The organism is Cupriavidus sp. 01L415, assembly GCF_056400065.1.
Map to the genome: position 1 here is coordinate 40,096 of NZ_JBFTSP010000029.1, position 20,586 is coordinate 60,681.

Below are 20,586 nucleotides of genomic sequence, written 5' to 3' on the forward strand. Positions count from 1 at the left end.
CGGCGGCCCTCGCCATCCGCTCCCGGGCGATCCTTCAGCGTGGAGCCGGGTCGCGTTCGACGCTGTCGGCGAGCGCGCGCAGCAAGGCCGCGCCATCGCCGCGCCAGGCGCTGCCGTGCATGCAGGCGAGCGTTGTCGGTTGCAACGCAGCAAGGCGTTCCAGCATGGCGCGGGCGCTTTTGGTGTGTGAGAAGTAGTCCAACTCGCGGCGGAACGCCTCGCTCGGTTCGAGGATGTCACTCTCGGTCAGCGGGGGGTGATGCGAGCCACTCTGGGTAAACAAGTCGCCGCAGAGCAGCGTTGCCGAGGTGGTCTCCATGAGGAACCCGCATTCCCACGCGTGCGGCAGATGCGGGGTATAGAGCCAGCGCACGCTGTGCTGCCCGAGCGAGATCGTCTCGCCATCATCCAGCGCGCGTGGTGGCCGGTCGGCATAGTCACCCACCGAGACCATGGCCGCGATCTGGCCGCACAGTGGCTCCGCACGCGGCGCGGCCGCGAGAAAGTCATTGAGTGCGCCGCATTCGTCGGCCTCGAAATGCGAGAAGCCGACATAGCGCAAACGATCGATCGGCATGACCCGCTCGATCGCTTCCCTGACGACCGGAAACAGCTTGCGCAGGCCGGTATGAAATAGCAGCGGCTCGTCGTCGTCGATCAGGTACTGATTGAAAGAGAATCCGCCACCCCCAGGAATCTCGACCGGCGTGGAGATGCGATAGATGCGGTCCGCAATCTCGTCGATTGTTGTACCGCTCGAAAGGGAAAGAGACAGGGTCGCCATGGTGCGCTCCTTTCTTGGGGAACCGACTGGGGCAACTGACGTGGTCCGTGCCCGGCCGGATCGGCGGTGCACGTCCGGCGATTGTCGGCCATCCGGATACCGCTGTCCATCGACCCCTTGCGGCCCGGAAATGCCCCGTGGCCTGCCGATCCCTCCGTGCTCCAGCCGGCGCCCACCGGTACCCACTGGCGCCGGGTTGAACGTGCCCGCCGGGCATGGCAGGATACCCCGATGCCCGCCGCCGCCCCCGATACCGTCCTCCGTGATCTCGCCCGCCTGCGCCGCGTCCGCGACCGCATTGACCGCGACTACGCCCAGCCGCTGGACGTCGAGGCGCTCGCCCAGGGCATCCATATGTCGGCGGGCCACCTCAGCCGGCAGTTCCGGTTGGCGTACGGCGAGTCCGTCTATTCGTACCTGATGACGCGGCGCATCGAGCGTGCGATGGCGCTGCTGCGCCGCGGCGATCTGAGCGTTACCGAGGTCTGTTTCGAGGTCGGGTGCTCGTCGCTGGGCACCTTCAGTACCCGGTTCACCGAGCTTGTCGGCGTTTCGCCCAGCGTTTACCGACGTGATTGCGCGCGCGAGGCCGAGGGCATCCCGTCCTGCGTCGCGAAGCAGGTGACACGACCGATCAGGAATCGAGAAGCGCCCGAAAAGGTGCCCACGTAGACTGCCTTCCATGGTTCCGGACCAACGCGGCGACGGCCGCGGCCACCGCTTCCCTACCCACCACGGAGACTGATCATGGACATCACCATTCACTCGACCTTCCTTCCCCACACCGATCCGGACGTCTCGCTGGCGTTCTACCGGGACGCGCTCGACTTCGAGGTCCGCAAGGACGTCGCCTTCGGCGATAACCGCTGGATCACCATCGGCCCGAAGGGCAAGCCCGAAACCTCCATCGTCCTGTACCCGCCCAACGCCACGCCCGGCGTCACCGACGAGGAAAAGCGCACCATTGCCGAGATGATGGCCAAGGGCACCTTCGCGATGCTGCTGCTTGGCGCGAAGGACCTGGACGCCGCCTTCCAGCGCCTGCAGGAACGGGATGCCGAGATCGTCCAGGAGCCGACCGACCAGCCCTACGGCGTGCGCGACTTCGGCGTACGCGATCCGGCCGGCAACATGATCCGAGTCCAGCAACTGAAATGAGATCGGATGGGCCGGCGCCCGCGCGCCGGCATTCGCAGGCCCGCCGCCAGCCTACTCGATCGCCACCTTGCCCTCCTTGACCAGCTTCGCGAATTTCGCGGTTTCCGTGTCGATGCGCTTTGCAAACTCATCGGATGTGCTTGCCATAGGCTCGGCACCCGCTGCGAGCATGCGTTGGCGGAAATCCGGAGAGTTGACGATCTTCACGATCTCGGCGCTGAGCCTGGTGACGATGGGCTTCGGCGTGGCCGCCGGGGCGAGCACGCCAAACCACGTTCCGATATCGAAACCCTTGAGCCCTGCCTCCTCGAGCGTCGGCACGTCGGGCAACACGCTGGAACGCTTGGCGGTGGTGACCGCGAGTGGCCGAAGCTTGCCGGCCTTGATATGAGGAAGCACCGTCGTCAGCGTATCGAACGACATCGTGACCTGGCCGCCAAGCAGATCCGTTGTCAGCGGGCCGCTACCCTTGTATGGGACGTGCAGCAACGGCGCGCCGGTGGCCGTCTGGAACTGCGTGCCGATCAGGTGTTGCGCGGTTCCATTGCCGTTCGAGCCATAGGCGAACTCCGTCGGCGCGGTCTTCGCGAGCGATACCAGTTCCGCGACCGTCTTGGCCGGCGTCCTCGCGGGGTTGATCACCAGCACATTCGGCACCATCGCCACGGTAGCGACTGGCGCGAGGTCCTTCTGGAAGTTGTAGGGCAGCTTTTTGTAGACGCTCGTCGCGATGGTGTGGTGTACCGCGCCCATCAGCAGCGTGTAGCCGTCCGGCTTTGCCTTGCTGACGTAGTCCGCGCCAACCGTGGCGCCGGCGCCGGGCCGGTTCTCCACAATGACCGGTTGGCCAAGCTGCTTTGACAGCTGGTCGCCGATGGCCCGTGCCAGGACATCCGTGGTGCCACCGGATGGAAAGGGCACCACAAGGCTGATCGGTCGCGTGGGCCAGTCTTGCGCGCTGCCCAGGGCCGACGCGCCGAGGCCGAGCGCCAGAAGCGATACACGGATGAACTGCTGCACTGCATGGGAAGTACACATGGCTTGTCTCCTGTCGTCAATAAGTGTTCGATCTCTGCTGGATCTTCGATGCATGAATGCCCGCCGCCCAACGTGGCGAGGCGGCAAGGCGGGTGTCGCTAAGCCTGGACCGCCAAGGCATCGCGTCCCGCGAACGTCGCTGCGCAACCGAGTTCCGCCTCGATGAAAAGCAGCCGGTTGTACTTGGCCACGCGATCCGAACGGGAGAGGGAGCCGGTCTTGATCTGCGTGGCGGCCGTGCATACGCTCAGATCGGCAATGGTGGTGTCTTCGGTCTCTCCGGAACGGTGGGAGATCACGGACGCGTACCCCGCCGACTCGGCCAGGTCGATGGCGTTCAGTGTCTCGGTGAGCGTGCCGATCTGATTGGGCTTGATCAGGATCGCGTTGGCGGCGCCCCGGTCGATGCCTTCCTGCAGGATCGCCGTATTGGTGACGAACAGGTCATCGCCGACGAGCTGCACCTGCGCGCCCAGCCGCTGTGTCAACAGCTTCCAGCCGAGCCAGTCGCCTTCCGCCATGCCATCCTCGATGGTCACGATGGGATACTGCTTCACCCATTTGACGAGCAGGTTGACGAAGTCGCCCGCATCGTAGGCCCTGCCTTCCGATTTCAGTTCGTAGAAGCCATCGCGATAGAACTCGGAGCTCGCCACGTCGAGCCCCAGCGCGATATCTCGCCCCGCCTTGAAACCCGCCGCCTCGATGGCGATCATGATGATCTCCAGCGCCTGCTCGTTCGATTTCAGGTCGGGCGCGAATCCTCCCTCGTCGCCCACTGCGGTGGACATCCTGCGTTTTTTCAGCACGGCGCGCAGCGTGTGGAAGACCTCCGCGCCCCAGCGGAGCGACTCGGAGAAGGAGGGCGCTCCCATCGGCAGGATCATGAACTCCTGCATGTCGACGTTGTTGTCGGCGTGCGCCCCGCCGTTGATGATGTTCATCATCGGCAGCGGCAGGCGCGTGCCCCTGTCCCGCCCGCCGATGGCGCGATACAGCGGCAGGCCGGCCGACGTGGCGGCAGCCCTGGCGTTGGCCAGTGACACGGCCAGCAGCGCATTGGCGCCAAGGCGCGACTTCTCCGCCGTGCCATCGAGGCGGATCATGCAGTGGTCGATGTCGGCCTGATTTCCGGCAGCCATGCCCTGCAGGGTGCGGGCGATGTCGACGTTAATGTGCTCGACGGCCTTGCGTACGCCTTTGCCGAAGTAGCGTTGACGATCGCCGTCGCGCAGTTCCAGCGCTTCGCGTATTCCCGTCGACGCGCCAGACGGCGCTGCCGCAAAGCCTTGCGCGCCGTCGGAGAGCACTACCTGGGCGGCGACGGTGGGATTGCCGCGGGAATCGAGGATCTCGTAGCCGCGAATGTTCTGGATGAAGGGCATGTCGCTTCCTTACTGGACTTGCGCAATGCGCAGGAGATTGGTCGTGCCGGCCACCGTGAAGGGCAGGCCCGCCGAGATGACGATGGAATCGCCGGCCACGCCGAAGCGCTCCTTGAGAACGGTGCGGCTGGCAAGATCGGTCATCTCCAGCACGTCGATCACCTCATGGCAGAGCACCGCATGCACCCCCCAGGCCAAAGCCAGGCGTCGCGCGGTGGCGACGCGCGGCGTCATCCCGAGGATGGGCACCTCCGGGCGCTCCCTCGCCATGCGCAATGCCGAGTAGCCGGAGCTGGTGTACGCCACGGTGGCGGGCACCTTGAGTAGGCCGGCAACGTGGCGCACGGCGTAGCCGATGGCATCCGCGGCTTCCGCGCGCGGCGGCGTGTGCGAGGCCTGGATGGCATCGTGATACAGCGGGTCCGACTCCGTGCGGGTGATGATGCTGTCCATCATCCGGACCGCTTCCACGGGATACTTGCCCGAGGCGGATTCGGCCGACAGCATCACCGCATCGGCGCCGTCGTACACGGCGGTGGCGACGTCGGAGGCCTCGGCACGTGTCGGCACCGGCGCCGAAATCATCGACTCGAGCATCTGCGTGGCGACGATCACCGGCTTTCCGGCCTTGCGGCATGCACGCACGATCTGCTTTTGCAGCGACGGCACCAGCTCCGCAGGCATTTCCACGCCGAGGTCGCCGCGCGCCACCATGACGGCATCGGCCTCCGCGACGATCGCTTCCAGGCTCTGGATGGCGGCGGGCTTCTCAAGTTTGGCGACGATGCCGGCGCGACCCTTCACGATCTCCTTGATCTCCAGGATGTCCTCGGGCCGTTGGACGAACGACAAGGCGATCCAGTCCACGCCGAGCGTCAGCCCGAAGTCCAGGTCCCGCCTGTCTTTCTCGGTCATCGCCGACAACGGCAGCACCACGCCAGGTACGTTGACGCCCTTGCGGTCTGAAAGCGTGCCGCCGTTCACCACGGTCGTCTCGGCAAAATCGTTGCCGCACCGCTCGACGCGCAAGCGGATCTTGCCGTCGTCGAGCAGCAGTTCGCTGCCTTCCTGCAGCGCCGCGAAGATCTCGGGGTGCGGAAGACTCACCCGGGTTTGCGACCCGGCCACGGCGCTATCGAGATCCAGTCGGAACGACGCCTCGGCTTCAAGTTGAACCGGGCCCTCGGCGAAGGTGCCGATGCGAAGCTTGGGCCCCTGCAAATCCAGCAGTACGCCAATCGGGCGGCCCCGGTCGCGCTCGACCGCGCGAATGGTATCGAGCCGTTGCTTGTGGTCTTCGTGGCTGCCGTGGCTGAAGTTGAGCCGGAAGACATCGGCGCCGGCTTCAAACAGCGCGTCAATGATCTCGGGCGCCGTGCTTGCCGGCCCGAGTGTTGCCACGATCTTTGCATTGCGAAGGCGTCTCATCGTATTACTCCAGGTCACCGCGCGATCAGGATCGCGCGGAAGTCGTTGACATTGGTCCTTGTCGGGCCGGTGATGACGGCATCGCCAAGCGCTTCGAAGAAGCCGTGGCCGTCGTTGGCGGACAGCGCGTCCTGCGGCCGAATGCCGAGTCGCCACGCCCGCTCCAGGGTGTCCGGTCCGGCGATGGCGCCGGCAATCTCCTCCTGGCCATCCACGCCGTCGGTGTCGCCGGCGATCGCGTAGACCCCCGGCTCGTCACGCAGCGTCAGCGCAAGAGACAGCAGGTACTCCACGTTTCGCCCGCCGCGTCCGTTGCCTCGCACCGTCACGGTTGTTTCTCCGCCGGAGAGCAGCACACAAGGCACCTGAAACAGCTGGTCGTGTCTGGCTGTCTCCAGGGCAAGGGCACCCATCACCTTGCCGACGTCGCGGGCCTCGCCTTCGATCGCATCGCCGAGGATGTGCACAGGAATCCCGGCACGTTCGGCGACGCGCGAGGCGGCTTGCAGTGCCATGCGGGGCGTGGCGATCAGCGAGGTATGGATATCGGGAAGGCGGGGGTCGCCAGGCTTGATCGTCTCGGCGGCATCGGAAGCCAGCACCGTCATCACGTGCGCCGGCACGTCGATGCCGTAGCGGCGGATGATGGCGACGGCGTCGGCGCAGGTTGTCGGGTCCGGCACGGTCGGGCCGGAGGCGATGTCGATGGGGTCGTCGCCCGGCACATCGGACAGTAGGAGATTGCATATACGTGCCGGATGGCAGGCGGCCGCAAGACGTCCGCCCTTGATGGCGGAGAGGTGACGGCGCACGCAATTCATTTCCGAGATCGTGGCCCCCGACTTCAGCAGCGCCTGGTTGATGGTTTGCTTGTCTTCCAGCGAGATGCCGGCGAGTGGCAGCGGCAGCAGCGACGAGCCGCCGCCCGAAATCAGGCAGATGACGAGATCGTCGGCGGTGAGGTTCGCCACCAGCTCCATCATGCGGCGTGCGGCGCGATGGCCGGCCGCGTCAGGCACCGGATGCGCGGCTTCCACGATCTCGATGCGTGAGCATTCCACCGCATAGCCGTAGCGCGTCACGACAAGTCCCTCGACAGGACCTTCCCAGGCGGCCTCGAACGCGTTGGCCATCGCTGCGGACGCCTTGCCGGCACCGATGACAATCGTGCGGCCTTTCGGCGGTGGCGGCAAATGCTGCGCCAGCGTGCCGGATGGCTGCGCGGCGTCGATGGCGGCCCGGAACATGTCGTGGAGCAGGGCGCGAGCATGTTCAGCTTGCATGATCTTGACTCCCTTGCTCAGTGGACAACGGACGCGTGCGCATCGGCAGCACGGGCCAGGCGTGACCCGATCGTCTCCGCCTCGGGCTTTGCGTCGACCGATGTCGGTTCATCGATGACCTTGCCATCGAGCGCGTCTTGCAGCTGGCGCTGATCGACGGCGCCCACCCATCGGGCAATGGCCAGCGTGCCGACGGCATTGCCGATCGTGTTGGTGATGGCGCGAGCCTCCGACATGAAGCGATCCACGCCGAGCAGCAGCACCATGCCTGCGACGGGGATCTTGCCGAGCGACGCCAGCGTGGCGGCCAGCGTGATAAAGCCCGAGCCTGTCACCCCCGCGGAGCCCTTCGACGTGAGAAGCAGTACACCGAGCACGACCAGTTGGTCGGTGAGCGTGAGCGGCGTGTTGGTGGCCTGGGCGATGAAGATGGCCGCCATCGTGTAGTAGATGCACTGGCCGTCCGGGTTGAAGGTCAGCCCAGAGGGCACCACCAGACCGACCACCGACTTGGAGACCCCGGCATTCTCAAGCTTGCGCATGAGTTGCGGCACCACAGATTCCGACGAACTCGTGCCGAGCACCGTGAACAGTTCGTCGCGGATGTACCGGAGGAACTTCCAGAGACTGAACCCTGCAATTCGAGCCACACCACCCAGGACGATCACCACGAACAGGAAGCAGGTGATGTACATGGTGCCCATGAGCTTGCCGAGCGAGACCACGGAGCCCAGGCCATACTTGCCCACCGTGAATGCCATCGCGCCGAACGCGGCAAGCGGGGCGAGTCGCATGATCATGCCGACGACGGTAAACACGCCGTGCGTGAAGGAGTCCAGCACATCGACCACCGGTTTTGCGCGGGGGCCGATATGCGAGAGCGCGATGCCGAACAGCGTGGCAAACACGAGGATCTGCAGGATGTCGTTCCGGGCGAGCGCGTCGATGACGCTTGTCGGCACCAGGTTCATCATGAAGTCGATGAACGAATGCGGCTTCTCTGCGGCATGGGTGTAGCTGGCAATCGCCTTGGTGTCGAGGTGTGCCGCGTCGACATTCATGCCGTGGCCGGGCTGGACCACGTTGACGACGATAAGGCCGAGCGCCAGCGCGAAGGTGGAGAGCAGTTCAAAGTAGAGCAGCGCGCGTACGCCGACGCGGCCAAGCTCCTTCATGTTCTCCATCCGGGCAATGCCAAGGACCACCGTCGCGAAGATGATCGGCGCGAACACCATCTTGATCAGCTTGATGAACACGTCGCCGAATGGCTTGAAGTCGCTGGCGATGTTGGGGGCCCAGACGCCCAGCGCAACGCCAGCGGCGACGCCAATCAGCACTTGGACATACAGCTTTCCCAGTAGTCTTTGAATCATTGCTGTCTCCTGCTTGCTCGATGAGATGCGCTTGCAGACCAGCTCTGACGGCTGTTTCCGTATCTGCAAGGCAGGGGCGGGCCGCGAGGGGCCCGCAGTGCCGCCGCGGCGCGTGCCGGGCGGCAGGTACTGCGAGGCGTGAGGGTTATGCGGCCTTCGCTTGCCGGCCGGAGGCCAGGTAGTCGCAGACGGCCTTGGTGACTTCGACCGTGGTGGCTTGGCCACCGAGGTCGCGTGTGTGAAGGGCGGGATTGGCGGTGACGGCCTCGATGGCACTCATCACGCGCTTCGCGGAATCGAACTCGCCCAGATGCTCAAGCAGCATCACGACGGACCAGAACGTGCCAACGGGGTTGGCCAGGCCCTTGCCCATGATGTCGAAGGCGGAGCCGTGGATCGGCTCGAACATCGACGGGTAGCGGCGTTCCGGATCGATGTTGCCAGTCGGAGCAATGCCCAGGCTGCCTGCCAGTGCCGCGGCGAGGTCGCTCAGGATGTCGGCATGGAGGTTCGTGGCGACGATGGTATCCAGCGACTTCGGACGATTCACCATCCGTGCCGTGGCGGCATCCACGAGTTCCTTGTCCCACGTGACATCGGGGAAGTCCTTCGCAACCTGCACGGCCACTTCGTCCCACATCACCATGGCATGGCGCTGCGCATTGGACTTGGTGATGACCGTCAGCAGCTTGCGCGGACGCGACTGGGCGAGCTTGAATGCGTAGCGCAGAATGCGCTCGACGCCGACGCGCGTCATCATCGACACATCAGTCGCGGCTTCGATCGGGTGCCCCTGGTGCACGCGGCCACCCACGCCGGAGTATTCGCCTTCGGAGTTTTCCCGCACGATCACCCAGTTCAGGTCTTCGGGTGCGCAGCGCTTCAGCGGGCCGTCAATGCCGGGGAGGATGCGGGTGGGGCGCACGTTGGCGTACTGGTCGAAACCCTGACAGATCTTCAGGCGCAGCCCCCAGAGCGTGATGTGATCCGGAATCTGGTTGTCGCCCGCCGAGCCGAACAAGATCGCGTCCTTGCCGCGGAGCGCATCGAGGCCGTCCTCCGGCATCATCACGCCGTGCTGGCGGTAGTAGTCGCCGCCCCAGTCGAAGTTCTCGAACTCGAAACTGAAGTTTGCGCCGCCCGCGGCCAGTGCCTCCAGCACTTCACGCCCTGCCGGCACGACTTCCTTGCCAATGCCGTCACCCGGAATCGTTGCGATCTTGTAGGTCTTCATCTTTCATCTCCTTGTCGGAATCACCGCTGAATTGCGTGAGTGGATTCTGGTCGGTGGACGTGGTTTTGGATCGGCGCTAAAGTTAAACCATTCTTAACCTGAGATTAAAGATCATGGGCTCGACCAGTGGCATTCAGCCCGCGGAGCTGGGTTTCTTCGCTTCCGTGGCGACGGCAGGCAGCCTGAGCGCGGCGGCGCGTGACCTGGGGATCTCCACGGCGGCGGTGAGCAAGCGCCTTGCCCAGATGGAGGCGCGGATCGGCATGCCGTTGCTGACGCGAACCACCCGTCGGATGGGCCTGACGCCGGAAGGCGAGGTCTTCCTCGAGCACGCTAGGCGGATCCTCGGCGAGATCGACGACCTGGACCAGCTGCTCACCAGCGCGAAGGGGCGGCCGAGCGGATTGCTGCGGGTCAACGCCACGCTCGGCTTTGGCCGCATGCACGTGGCGCCGGTGATCTCCGAGTACAGCAGGGCGTATCCGGACGTCGACGTGCAGTTGCAGTTGTCCGCCGACCCGCCCCCCCTGACGGAAGACGCCTTTGATGTGTGCGTCAGGTTTGGCGAGCCGCCTGACGCACGGATTGTTGCGAAGCTGCTGGCACCCAATCGGCGGCTGCTTTGTGCATCGCCGAAGTACCTGCGGGACCGTGGCGAGCCCATGACCCCCTCGGATCTGGCTCGCCACAATTGCATCGGTATCCGCCAGGGCAGCGATGCCTATGGCGTGTGGCGATTGAGTTCCGGCAAGGGGTCAAAGCAGCGCACAGAGTCGGTCCATGTGCGCGGCAATCTCACGACGAACGATGGCGAGATTGCCGTCAACTGGGCGCTGGAAGGTCACGGCATCGTGATGCGCGCGGAATGGGACATCGAGCGCTATCTGCGAAGCGGCCGCCTGGTGCACGTGCTGCCGAACTACTCGACGCCGGAAGCGAGTATCTATGCGGTCTACCAGCAACGTCACCAGCTGTCGTCGCGAATCAGGCTTTTCGTAGAGTTTCTGGCGTCAAAGTTCAGCGAGTTCGGAAAGTAGGCCGCGATCCCGTGGGCAGCGCGGGCCGTCGATCCTTGCCGCCCCGGCCGTCCGATCCACCGGAGCGGGCCTGTTCATGGCTTGGTGCCGTTGTGCTGGTTCCGGAACGCCGCCTCTCCGGCGTCCGACACCTCGACCCACTTCTTGTCGGGCGCGGCATCGGCGACGTAGCTGTCGTGCCAGTTCCACCACTTGTAGGTCGGCGTCTGCGGATAGCCCTCGGGCGAGTCCTCCCAGACTTCCTGCCGGCCCAGCGGCGTGATGTCGAGGTAGTTCCAGGTGTTCCCCATCTGTTCGTCGCCGCGATTGTTGAGGAAGTAGGTGCGGAATACGCTGTCGCCGTCACGATAGAACACGTTCGTGCCGTGCCATTCGTTCACGCCGAAGTCGGCATCGAAGCTGTCGGTGAGGGTGAACCACGGGATCTCCCAGCCCATCCGCGCCTTCAGCCGGGCGATGTCGGCCTGAGATGCGCGCGAGACGAAGACGAGGGTGGTGTCGCGGGCGTTCAGGTGGGAGAGGTGGGCGACCTGGTCGGCCACCAGCGAGCAGCCCGGCAAGCGTGGTCAGGCCAGCCGAACACGCCGGGCTCGAAGAAGGCGCGGTAGACGATCAGCTGACGCCGGCCGTCGAACAGGTCGGTCAGGCTGGCCTTGCCCGCGGGCCCTTCGAACGCATACGCCTTCTCCACGGCCATCCAGGGCATTCGCCGGCGCTCGGCGGCCAGCGCGTCACGGGCGCGGGTCTGGGCCTTTTCCTTCACAAGCAGCTGCTGGCGGGCCGCTTCCCATGCCTGCGGCGACACGACCGGTGGTGTGTGCATCGCAGGCTGTCCGCCGTTCCGTCCGTCTTCGGTTGATGTCGTCATGGTTTCCGCAATCTCCCAGGTTGGGCGAAAGCCCGCGCCGCGTGGTTGAAGCGCGATGCGATTCGCTGTTCATCGCTCGTCGTGGCCTGCTATGGCCTGAGATAGTGTGGCACCGGAAATCGAACGCTGGGAGTAACAACTGTGGCGGCATTCTCACGCCGCCGCCGAATTGACCGGCCGTCTCAAAAGATGTATCTTAAATGCATGATTAGCGCGCTGATTCGATTGCAGCCGTTATCGACATATCGAGTCCCCACAGGAGTTCACCATGCATGCCCCGGCAACGACCCAAACCACCCAGCCAGCGCTCGAGCGGCATCACGCCGCCGAGGGGATGTCTGACCGCATCGCGCTGGCGATCACGCTGACGCTCCGGTTCTTTGCGGACACGTTCTTTGCAAAGCGGTATGGGAACCGGGCGATCGTGCTGGAAACCGTGGCGGCTGTTCCCGGGATGGTCGGCGGCATGCTGGTGCATCTCAGGTGCCTGCGCTGGATGATCGAGGACGAGGGCTGGATTCGCACCTTGCTCGATGAGGCCGAGAACGAGCGGATGCACCTCATGACCTTTATCCAGATCGCGCAGCCGAGCCGCTTTGAACGGGCCGTCATACTGCTGGCGCAGGTCGCGTTCTTCGTCTTTTTCTTCCTGCTGTACCTGGTGTCGCCGCGCACCGCGCATCGCATGGTGGGCTACTTCGAGGAACAGGCGGTGATCAGCTACACGCTCTATCTGGCCGAGATCGATGCGGGCCGCGTGGCAAACATCGCCGCACCGGACCTGGCGATTGCCTACTGGAACCTGCCGGCCAACGCACGGCTGCGTGACGTGGTGCTGGCGGTTCGGGACGACGAAGCCGGGCACCGGGATGTCAATCACCAATACGCCAATCACCTGTCCCAACCGGATCTCCAGCATTCCGCCGCTTCGGGCCGGCCGGCGGAGTGACGCGCCAACTGGTACTGAGTCCGCCATCCCCGGTGATGATCAGTACCACCTTCCCTTCGTAGTCCCGCAGTGCCGCATCGCCGCATCGCCGGATGCGGTTTCCCATCATTGCGCGCTGATGACCAGGCGACCGGCAGCAAGCTGGTACGCCACCTCGGCGACGCGTCGTCCGAGGTATTGGGACGTCTGCAAGTCCGCGGGATGTGCGGCCGCCTCGGCATCGCGGTCGGCATCCGACTGGGCGCCCGCGCCAAGGAAGAAGCCGTGACGATTCTGCGAATCCTCGCTAGTCGTGGAGGCGTTGTGGCCCGCGGGCAGGCCTAGGTTCACCCAATGCATGCCTTGCTGCGCGGCAAACACGGCCAGCTGCACGAGGGTGCCGAGTTTGTCGCCCGAGCGCGAGGCGGCGTTGGTGAAGCCGGCCGCCACCTTGTCCTGCCACCGGCGCTGCGCAAACGCCGCGCGCGAACTGGCGTCCATGAACAGCTTGAACTCGCCTGAGGCGCTGCCCATGTAGGTCGGGCATCCGAAGATGATGGCGTCCGAGTCCTCCAGCGTGTCCCAGTGCCTGTCGATATCCTCGACGCGGATCAGCAGGCTGTTGGCATTCGGCAAGCTCGCGGCGCCGATGGCGACCGCCTCGGCCTGCCTGGCCGTGTGGCCATAGCCGCTGTGGTAGACCACCGCGACGAGTACTCTGGTGCTGGACATACGAATTTCCCATTGCGTGACGGAGCGATGCCCATGCATCGCTCTCTACACGGCTAGACGTGCCAGCTACGGGAGTTGTGACAGCTGATTTGTGACAGCTTAGAGCGCCGGTATCCCGCCGAGTTTGTCGGGGTTACGCATGACGTAGACCGCGGCGATGCGGCCCGCCTCGATCCTGAAGGAATTCGCGGACTCGAGCTTGCCGTCCACATAGCGCAGCAGGCCCGGCTCGCCGTTGATCTGGACGAGCCGATAGGTCACCTTGCCCGGCGCGGCGTGCTCGACCGACCAGAAGACGCCGGCAATACGCGCGGCACCCTGCAGGATGCGCCCGTACGACGACACCTTGCCGCCGCCGTCGCTGATCAGCTCGGCATCCGGGCTGAGCATCGTCTTCATCGTGTCGCGATCTCCGGTGCTGGCCGCCTGCATGAAGCGGGTCAGCAGGTTGCGGTGTTCCTGTTGCGACACGTCGTAGCGCGGCTGCCCGTCGCGCACGCGCTCGCCGGCACGGCGCACGATCTGACGGCACGCCGCTTCCGACTTGCCGAGGATCGCGGCGATTTCCTTGTAGTCCACGTCGAAGGCCTGCCGCAGCAGGAAGGCCGCACGCTCGTCGGGCGAGAGGCGCTCCAGTACCCAGAGAAATGCCATCGACAGGTCGCTGGCCAGCTCGGCCGCCGCCTCGGGGGTTTCCTCGTGCAACTCGACCAGCGGTTCGGGGAGCCACCAGCCGACGTAGTTCTCCTGTTCGTTCTTGCGAGCGCGCAGGCGGTCGATGGACAGCCGTGTCGTGACCGTGACCAGCCACGCATCCGTAGAGCGCATCTCGGTGTGATCGGCGTCGTGCCAGCGCAGCCATGCGTCCTGCACCACGTCCTCTGCGTCGGCACGCGTGCCCAGCATGCGATACGCAATGCCGAACAGGCGAGGTTTCAGTGCGGTGAAGGTTTGTACGGTATCCATAAGCCATGACCCTGAATCTGATCATCAGACGTTTCAATGGCGTGTTTTGTGACATCGGCCCGCCACCCGGTCCGCAACCGGTGCCGCAGCGCCGCCACGCATATCGCGATGCTATAGAAATTCCGACGCGCCGCGCGCTGGGGGGGATGAGTGGGCAAGCCCGATGCCGTGGGGCATGCGGTGGAAAGCGGATCGAGACATAAAAGTTACTTATACGCCGCCTTTTGGGGGTGAAATCTGGCGTTCGCGGAAAAAAACGAAAAAAAATCGCTGCGGCTGTCACAAGCCGGCCCGGCCCCCCGTCTTGTCATCATGCAAGGCGCACAGGGCGCCGGCAAAACCCGATACACGGAGTAATCCATGACCGCAGCACGACTCAACTTCTTCCAACTCGCCCCGGCCAATCTGAAGGCAATGATTCAACTCTCCGGCTCCGTCAAGGAGAGCTCGCTCGGCCATCGCCTGGTGGAACTGGTGCAACTGCGCGTTTCGCAAATCAACGGTTGCGGGGTCTGCATCGACATGCACTGGCGCGACCTGGTCAAGCAGGGTGCCGATGTGCGCCACCTGAACGCGATTGCCGGCTGGCGCGAGGCACCGTTCTTCAACGCCCGCGAACGTGCGGCGCTGGCCTGGGCCGAAGCCGTCAACGCACTGCCGCAGCGCGACGATACGGATGCCGTTTATCCGGCGCTGCGCGAGCAATTCAGTGAAAACGAGATCGCCGAACTGTCCTACACGATCGCCGCCATCCGCGGTTGGAACGTGATGAACCTGAGCCTGCGCAACCAGATTCCGGAGCATCCGGCCCCCGGCTTCTGATCGCGCGCGGTTCCTGACTGGGACCGTGATACAAGACCTGTTCGCGTTCCCGGGTTTCAACAGGTAGCCGGCTGGCTACCATGCGTACGGCGCGCCCTGGGGCGCGCCGTCGTCGTTTGTGGCCTTCGCAGCGACTCAGTGCCGCAGTCCTGCGATGGCGTCAGTCAGTTCCTTTGCCAGTATCCCAACCAGCTCGCCCGATGGCACCGCACGCGCCAGCGGCGCCGCCTGACCGGCCCACTGCGCCGCGTAGTCGGCATTGCCCTTGGCCTTTGCCGCCGCATGCAGGGCCTTGCCCGCGTCGTACGTGATCGGATAATCCGGCAGCGGCGCGTGGTCAGGTGCTTCACCGAGTGCCATCAACCGGTTGTGGAGTCCGCGTGCCGCGCGGCCCGAAATCGAACTGGTGAAGGCCGTGCGCTTCGGCGGCCTGGCGAGCAGGGCCGTGCGATAGGCTGCATCGGCCGACGACTCGGGCGAGGCCACGAACGCGGTGCCCAGTTGCGCCGCCTGCGCGCCGAGCGCCATGGCTGCGGCGATGCCGGCGCCATCCATGATGCCGCCTGAGGCGATGACCGGCAGCTTGCTGTGCGTGGCGATCAGCCGCACCAGCGCAAACGTCCCCAGACCTTCATCGGCGGCCTGCGTATCGAATACGCCGCGATGGCCGCCGGCCTCGACGCCCTGCGCAACGATTGCGTCAATGCCCGCGTCAGCGATCCGCCGCGCTTCATCGATGCTGGTCGCCGTGGCGAGCAGCACGATCCCCGCCGCATGCAATTGGTCGATCCAGTCCTGCTTCGGCAGGCCGAAGTGGAAGCTGATGACCGCGGGCTTCTCTTCCAGCAGCATCGCGAACATCTCGTCGTCCACGACAAAGCTCTTGTAGATCTCGCGCAAGGTGGCGGGCGGCGTGGCATCCCATTTGGCGAAATCGGCGGCCAGGTATTCGAGCCAGGCCCGCTCGCGTGCGGCGTCCGCGGTTGCGGGCGGATGGCAGAACACGTTGATGTTGAACGGCTTGCTGGTCAGCGCGCGGGTTTCCTGGATCATCTTGCGTGCGCCGGCCGCATTGGTGGCGCCCACGCCGAGCGATCCGAGCCCGCCGGCGTTGGAGACCGCCGCCGCCATGGCGGGCGTGCTGACGCCGGCCATCGGCGCCTGGATGATGGGCAGCGCAATGCCCAGGCGGGCGAGCAGTGGATTGGATGTGGAGTTCGTCATGATGGGTGCGAGGTCCGTGTTGGGCAGCGGTCAGGAGGACGACGATCAGCGAGGCGATGGTCGGGGACGATGACTCAGGCGCGTTGCATTTCCTCGAAGAAGGCCTCGTAGGCCAGCGTCGAGAAACCGCTGCGTCGAATCAGGTAGGAATGCACTTCGCGTACGGGCACGGTCTGTACGTCCAGCGCGTAACGATGATGTTCCAGCAGGGACTTCGGCACGATCGCCACGGCGGCGCCAGCCATCACGCAGGCGAAGATCGCGTGATAGGAAGACATCTCCATCACGCGCATTTCGTGCGGTTCGTGGTCGGGGCCGGAGGCCAGCCAATCCAGCGCGCATTGCCGGTAGGTGCATCCGCGCGCAAAGGCGGCCAGATTGCGGACCTGGAGATCGGCGGGATGGCGCACCGGCTTGTGGCTGCTGGGAACCAGGAGAACGAGATGCTCGGCAAACAGGGGCACGCCTTCCAGTCCGGCGCCGAATTCAGGGACCAGGCCGGATTGTGCTGACGGTGCGGTGGCATGCGCGACGATGGCGCAATCGAGGCGGTGTGCCGTGACGCCATCGATGAGCGCCTGCGTGGTGCCAGTCTCGATCGCGATGTCGACTTCTGGCCAGCGCGCATGAAAGCGTCCAAGCGGCATGGGCAGGCGGCTGGCGGCCGCGGCTTCCATCGATCCGATACGCAGCCGCCCCGTTGGCACCGCTTGCTGCATCGATTGGCGGGCTTCCTCGGCCAGTGTCAGCAGTCGGTCGGCATAGGAGAGAAAGCGCTGGCCTTCCGGTGTCAGGATCATGCGCTTGCTGTCGCGCATGAACAGTGAGACGCCGAGCGTTTCCTCCAGCTGCTTGACGCGTGTGGTCACATTGGATTGGGCGCGGTCCAGCGTACGCGCCGCCCGGGTCACACTCTGCTCCTGGGCGACGGCGCGAAAGATTTCCAGCTCTGCCAGGTCCATATTCCTGCATTCCCATACCGCGATCGACGTGGGTTTTATATTCTTTTATGGAGAATGTAAAGTCAAGGTTGATCTGAATTCAGGATGGATATCGACAAGGAATGACGGCGCAATGAGGACCACGAAGACTAGGGCAAGTCGCCGGGGAGGTGAGTGATGCGGCGGGGTCGGGAGTGGTCGGCGCACGGAACGGCGCCGGAAAGAAAAATGCCTCCGTGTTGCGGAGGCATTCTTTAGATGACGGAAGTGATAGGACGTCGCACTTCTGCCAGTGCCGATTTCAGGCCTTCACTGCCTGACGGGCCAGCAGGCGCCAGTTGCCGCCTTGCTTTTGCCAGACCTGCAGCACCTTCAGCAGCACCGTGCCCGGCTTGCCGTTGTCCAGGGTGTCGCCCGACAGGGTGTGGCGGACGACTGCGACATCGCCAGACAGACTCACGGTCTGGTCGGTGATCGTAATCGACACAAAGTCGGACTTCTTGTCGAGCAGGTCGCCAATGAAGCTGGCCTTGGTGTCCAGGCGGCCGCCCGAGTGCCCGTAGCTCAGGCTGTCGGCCACCAGCGCGGACAGGGCAGCCTGGTCCGGATCGATCATGGCGACGCGCAGCTTTTCAGCAGCGGTGGCCACGGGTTGCGTGTCGGCGGACTGCGCCATGGCCGGCACGCTGGCGACGGCGAAAACGGCAGCGCCCAGCAGGGCGGCGGTGAACTTGATCATGTGGTGTCTCCCGTTATTTGGTCGTATTGGAACGGTTAGGTCACTGATCGCGTTCTCCGCAATCAGTTGTAAGTCATCGTATCACATAGATTCTGGTACGACGCGGGCCCATGACCGTCAGGGGCGAGGTGTCAGGTCGCGGCAACACCCGGGGCCGGGCGAGCCCACTGGAATAGCGTCCGAAGACCGAGCCAGCCGATGACCGCATTGGCGGCGATGAAGACCGGCAATGCCAGGACGTGGGCGGCATGGTTGCCGGTCTCGGCCAGCCGCACGGCGCAGATCGCGGCGCAGCCAATGCCGAAGCTGTAGGCCCACGCAAACCGCGCATCGAAACGCGAGGCGCCAAGCCACCCCGCCATCCGCAGGCCCAGCAATAACTGGAACAGCCCATAACCCCACAACAACGGCAGCCAGGGTTGGTCGGCGTGCGGCGCCAGGGCGATGCAGGCGGCGCCGCATACCATCGGCGGGGCAAACTGGATGCCGAGCTGCGCACGCTGTGCCGGGGGCAGGCCGCCCGGTTTCCACAGGCGGCGTACCACCAGCGATTCCAGGGACAGCCACGAGAACAGGCCTGCGCCCACCAGCAACCAGCCGAAATCCGGCTGGCCCAGCATGCCGAGCGTGGCCCCGCTGGTGAAGTTGCCAGCCACCGTGGGCAGGTAGAGCGCCGGTGTGGCGTCATGGCCGGGATGCCCGCCGCGCCAGAGCCGGCCGGTGTGCCAGAGCGCGAAGGCGAGTTGCCAGCCGATGCCGAGCAGCCCGAGTACCCATGCCGCGAACAGGCTATGCGGCAGCAGCGCGGGAACCAGTTGCAACGTGGCGATGGCCGGCAACGCATGGCCGCCATCCTGTAGCGCATGGGGTAGCGTGCTGTCGTCTTGATGGCGCCATTGCATCAGGTAGGGCACGACGAGGACTACCCACGCCAGCGCCGCGGCCGTCAGCAAGCCCTCGCCGATCAGGGGCGGCACATGCCACGTATCCGCGGCCAGCCGCCAGGCTCGGCCTAGCGCGGCCAGGCCGAGCACAATGCCGAAGGCGGTGGGTGGAAGAAGATGAGGGGTTTGGGGGGCGCTGGCTTGCGCGGGGGCATCGCAAGTTGGGGGCATGTGTCACGGGGTTGGCCTAGCCTTCCTTGCCGTCGATACGCGGCCGAAGCAGGTAGGGGGTGTATTTGACGAGGTAAAGCAGGAAGGCGACCACCCAGAGCAAGCCGGCGGCGGCAATCGCATACGTCTTGAAGGCGGGCAGCCAGATCGGCACGGCCACGCGTACCACGGCGGAAAGGGCGATGCAGAGATAGGCCAGGTGTTCCATGCGGCCCGTTTCCAGGCGGCGGCCGGTGTGACCCAGGGCGGTACGGGTGACCATCGCCATGATGGCGCAGCCGATCACGCCGACAGTCAGGGCATGCAAGGCGGTGGAAGCGTCCAGCCAGCCCAGCGCGGCGCCGCCGATCAGCGCAAAGCCGATGGGCAGGAAGGCATAGGCAAGGTGCAGGATGCTGACGATCGGCTTGCCCCACGTGCGTAGCGGATCCCACCCAGCCAGCCGGATACCGTGCGCGCCGGCCGCGCCGAGCGCCAGTGTCGCCGTCACTAGGGCGGGTGCCTGCACGGCGTGCGCGATGATCGCCAGCAGGGTCAGGCCGATCACCGCTTTTTCCACCGCTGCCACGCGGCGAATACGCACGCCCGGGATGGCATTGGCGGTGAACATCGGAATCACGCGGCCGCCGATCACGGTCACAAAGATGGCCACCAGGCCGGTCGCGGCCTCGGAAGCGTGAAAGGCCGCGCCAATGTGGCCGGTCGCCATGGCCACATGAAAGCCGATGTTCAGTGCCCCCATCACGCCGAGTGCGATGGCCAGGCCGAAGTTGCGCTGACTGTTCGCGCGACGCAGGATCCGATAGAAGGTGAAGCTGCACAGCGGCAGGAAGGCGACGTCCACGGCGATGGCGGCCCACGCCGGCCCCGTCCACATCAGCACACGCGCCAGCACCCAGATGCCGGCCAGCGCACCGAGCCACGTCCCCTGTGGCGTCTGCAGCCCCGTCCAGTTCTTGCCGGCGGTGAACAGGAATCCCACCACCACGGCCGCCGAAAAGCCGAACACCATCTCATGCGCATGCCATGCCATGGCCCCCATCCATGGCTGGGCGGCAGGCTGCCACCAGCCCGCGTAGATGGCCACCCACGCCGCGATGGCCAACGCGCCAAAAGCGGCGGCCAACAGATAGAACGGACGGAAACCGAGCGCCAGCACGGGCAGGCCGCGGTAGCCGGCATCAGGCCTGGAGGGCGGGGAAATCTGCAAGAAGACTGACATGATGACTCGCGTAGGGATCAGGGGGCGCGGACACCACGGCCGGCATCCACCGGTCATGATGCGATCGATTCTATAAAAGATGCATTTCTAATGCAATTTAAAATTTGCGATGGCCATGCAATCCGTTGCTCACGTGTTTACCCAGCCCTCCTTTCGCAGCATCCCTCCTCCGGTAGGGCTGAGGATTACCCACAAATCCGGTTGTAAACCTCGGCAGACGGTGTTAACTTGCGCGCATCCTGTTCATTTTGCGGCAGCGGGTTGGCAATCGAGGACGACACGACAGACTGGGCGAGCGAGGAATTCGCG

19 protein-coding genes and 1 pseudogene are annotated in these 20,586 nt (G+C 65.0%); 5 read left to right on the forward strand and 15 right to left on the reverse strand.

Features of this window, described 5'->3' with window-relative positions; all coding sequences use genetic code 11:
• Window positions 1-34 precede the first annotated feature (34 nt).
• Complete coding sequence (locus tag AC1DOX_RS26125; protein ID WP_441622569.1) at window positions 35-784, reverse strand: oxygen-binding di-iron domain-containing protein; 750 nt, start codon at window positions 782-784, stop codon at window positions 35-37.
• 231 nt (window positions 785-1,015) lie between these two features.
• Between AC1DOX_RS26125 and AC1DOX_RS26130 the strand changes: the two genes are divergently transcribed.
• The gene (locus AC1DOX_RS26130; protein WP_441622571.1) at window positions 1,016-1,456 is read left to right on the forward strand and encodes a helix-turn-helix transcriptional regulator; all 441 of its coding nucleotides are present in this window, start codon (window positions 1,016-1,018) and stop codon (window positions 1,454-1,456) included.
• Between the two features lie 75 nt (window positions 1,457-1,531).
• Complete coding sequence (locus AC1DOX_RS26135) at window positions 1,532-1,942, forward strand: VOC family protein (RefSeq protein WP_092136752.1); 411 nt, start codon at window positions 1,532-1,534, stop codon at window positions 1,940-1,942.
• Window positions 1,943-1,993: 51 nt separating this feature from the next.
• On the opposite strand, the gene AC1DOX_RS26140 is transcribed toward AC1DOX_RS26135, so the two are convergent.
• The 6 genes from AC1DOX_RS26140 to AC1DOX_RS26165 all read right to left on the reverse strand — a co-directional run bounded on the left by AC1DOX_RS26140 (window position 1,994) and on the right by AC1DOX_RS26165 (window position 9,683).
• Window positions 1,994-2,980 (reverse strand): Bug family tripartite tricarboxylate transporter substrate binding protein, encoded by a 987-nt coding sequence (locus AC1DOX_RS26140; RefSeq protein WP_441622574.1) that lies wholly within the window; start codon window positions 2,978-2,980, stop codon window positions 1,994-1,996.
• A gap of 98 nt (window positions 2,981-3,078) precedes the next feature.
• A complete protein-coding gene (eno, locus tag AC1DOX_RS26145) occupies window positions 3,079-4,365 on the reverse strand; it encodes a phosphopyruvate hydratase (RefSeq protein ID WP_441622576.1) in 1,287 nt (428 codons plus the stop codon).
• A gap of 9 nt (window positions 4,366-4,374) precedes the next feature.
• Window positions 4,375-5,793, reverse strand: coding sequence for a pyruvate kinase (gene pyk / locus AC1DOX_RS26150; RefSeq protein ID WP_441622578.1), 1,419 nt, complete (start codon window positions 5,791-5,793; stop codon window positions 4,375-4,377).
• Between the two features lie 14 nt (window positions 5,794-5,807).
• Window positions 5,808-7,076, reverse strand: coding sequence for a glycerate kinase type-2 family protein (locus tag AC1DOX_RS26155; protein ID WP_441622580.1), 1,269 nt, complete (start codon window positions 7,074-7,076; stop codon window positions 5,808-5,810).
• Between the two features lie 17 nt (window positions 7,077-7,093).
• The gene (locus AC1DOX_RS26160) at window positions 7,094-8,449 is read right to left on the reverse strand and encodes a dicarboxylate/amino acid:cation symporter (RefSeq protein ID WP_441622582.1); all 1,356 of its coding nucleotides are present in this window, start codon (window positions 8,447-8,449) and stop codon (window positions 7,094-7,096) included.
• A 145-nt stretch (window positions 8,450-8,594) separates the two neighbouring features.
• Complete coding sequence (locus AC1DOX_RS26165) at window positions 8,595-9,683, reverse strand: tartrate dehydrogenase (RefSeq protein ID WP_441622584.1); 1,089 nt, start codon at window positions 9,681-9,683, stop codon at window positions 8,595-8,597.
• Between the two features lie 113 nt (window positions 9,684-9,796).
• On the opposite strand from AC1DOX_RS26165, the gene AC1DOX_RS26170 reads away from it, so the two are divergent.
• Window positions 9,797-10,720 carry a LysR family transcriptional regulator gene (locus tag AC1DOX_RS26170; protein ID WP_441622586.1) on the forward strand — a complete coding sequence of 308 codons (924 nt, stop codon included), beginning with the start codon at window positions 9,797-9,799 and terminating at the stop codon, window positions 10,718-10,720.
• A gap of 74 nt (window positions 10,721-10,794) precedes the next feature.
• Here AC1DOX_RS26170 and AC1DOX_RS26175 read toward each other — a convergent pair.
• A pseudogene (locus tag AC1DOX_RS26175) lies at window positions 10,795-11,588 on the reverse strand (DUF899 domain-containing protein).
• A 268-nt stretch (window positions 11,589-11,856) separates the two neighbouring features.
• Here AC1DOX_RS26175 and AC1DOX_RS26180 point away from each other — a divergent pair.
• Window positions 11,857-12,537: an alternative oxidase gene (locus tag AC1DOX_RS26180; protein ID WP_441622588.1), complete on the forward strand. Its 681-nt coding sequence runs from the start codon at window positions 11,857-11,859 to the stop codon at window positions 12,535-12,537.
• 105 nt (window positions 12,538-12,642) lie between these two features.
• Here AC1DOX_RS26180 and AC1DOX_RS26185 read toward each other — a convergent pair whose 3' ends face one another.
• Together AC1DOX_RS26185 and AC1DOX_RS26190 are read right to left on the reverse strand one after the other, a co-directional pair.
• Window positions 12,643-13,248: a flavodoxin family protein gene (locus tag AC1DOX_RS26185; RefSeq protein WP_441622590.1), complete on the reverse strand. Its 606-nt coding sequence runs from the start codon at window positions 13,246-13,248 to the stop codon at window positions 12,643-12,645.
• 99 nt (window positions 13,249-13,347) lie between these two features.
• Complete coding sequence (locus AC1DOX_RS26190; protein WP_441622592.1) at window positions 13,348-14,214, reverse strand: RNA polymerase sigma-70 factor; 867 nt, start codon at window positions 14,212-14,214, stop codon at window positions 13,348-13,350.
• A gap of 360 nt (window positions 14,215-14,574) precedes the next feature.
• Between AC1DOX_RS26190 and AC1DOX_RS26195 the strand changes: the two genes are divergently transcribed.
• Window positions 14,575-15,036: a carboxymuconolactone decarboxylase family protein gene (locus AC1DOX_RS26195; protein WP_441622594.1), complete on the forward strand. Its 462-nt coding sequence runs from the start codon at window positions 14,575-14,577 to the stop codon at window positions 15,034-15,036.
• Window positions 15,037-15,171: 135 nt separating this feature from the next.
• Here the strand turns inward: AC1DOX_RS26195 and AC1DOX_RS26200 are convergent, their stop codons facing one another.
• The 5 genes from AC1DOX_RS26200 to AC1DOX_RS26220 form a co-directional block, all read right to left on the reverse strand.
• The gene (locus AC1DOX_RS26200; protein ID WP_441622596.1) at window positions 15,172-16,260 is read right to left on the reverse strand and encodes an NAD(P)H-dependent flavin oxidoreductase; all 1,089 of its coding nucleotides are present in this window, start codon (window positions 16,258-16,260) and stop codon (window positions 15,172-15,174) included.
• 74 nt (window positions 16,261-16,334) lie between these two features.
• Entirely contained in the window at window positions 16,335-17,222 is an 888-nt protein-coding gene (locus AC1DOX_RS26205) for a LysR family transcriptional regulator (protein ID WP_441622598.1), read from the reverse strand.
• A 280-nt stretch (window positions 17,223-17,502) separates the two neighbouring features.
• Window positions 17,503-17,940: a nuclear transport factor 2 family protein gene (locus tag AC1DOX_RS26210; RefSeq protein WP_477101569.1), complete on the reverse strand. Its 438-nt coding sequence runs from the start codon at window positions 17,938-17,940 to the stop codon at window positions 17,503-17,505.
• 131 nt (window positions 17,941-18,071) lie between these two features.
• Window positions 18,072-19,055 (reverse strand): SLAC1 family transporter, encoded by a 984-nt coding sequence (locus tag AC1DOX_RS26215; protein WP_441622600.1) that lies wholly within the window; start codon window positions 19,053-19,055, stop codon window positions 18,072-18,074.
• Window positions 19,056-19,071: 16 nt separating this feature from the next.
• The gene (locus AC1DOX_RS26220; RefSeq protein WP_441622602.1) at window positions 19,072-20,277 is read right to left on the reverse strand and encodes an NnrS family protein; all 1,206 of its coding nucleotides are present in this window, start codon (window positions 20,275-20,277) and stop codon (window positions 19,072-19,074) included.
• Window positions 20,278-20,586: the final 309 nt, after the last annotated feature.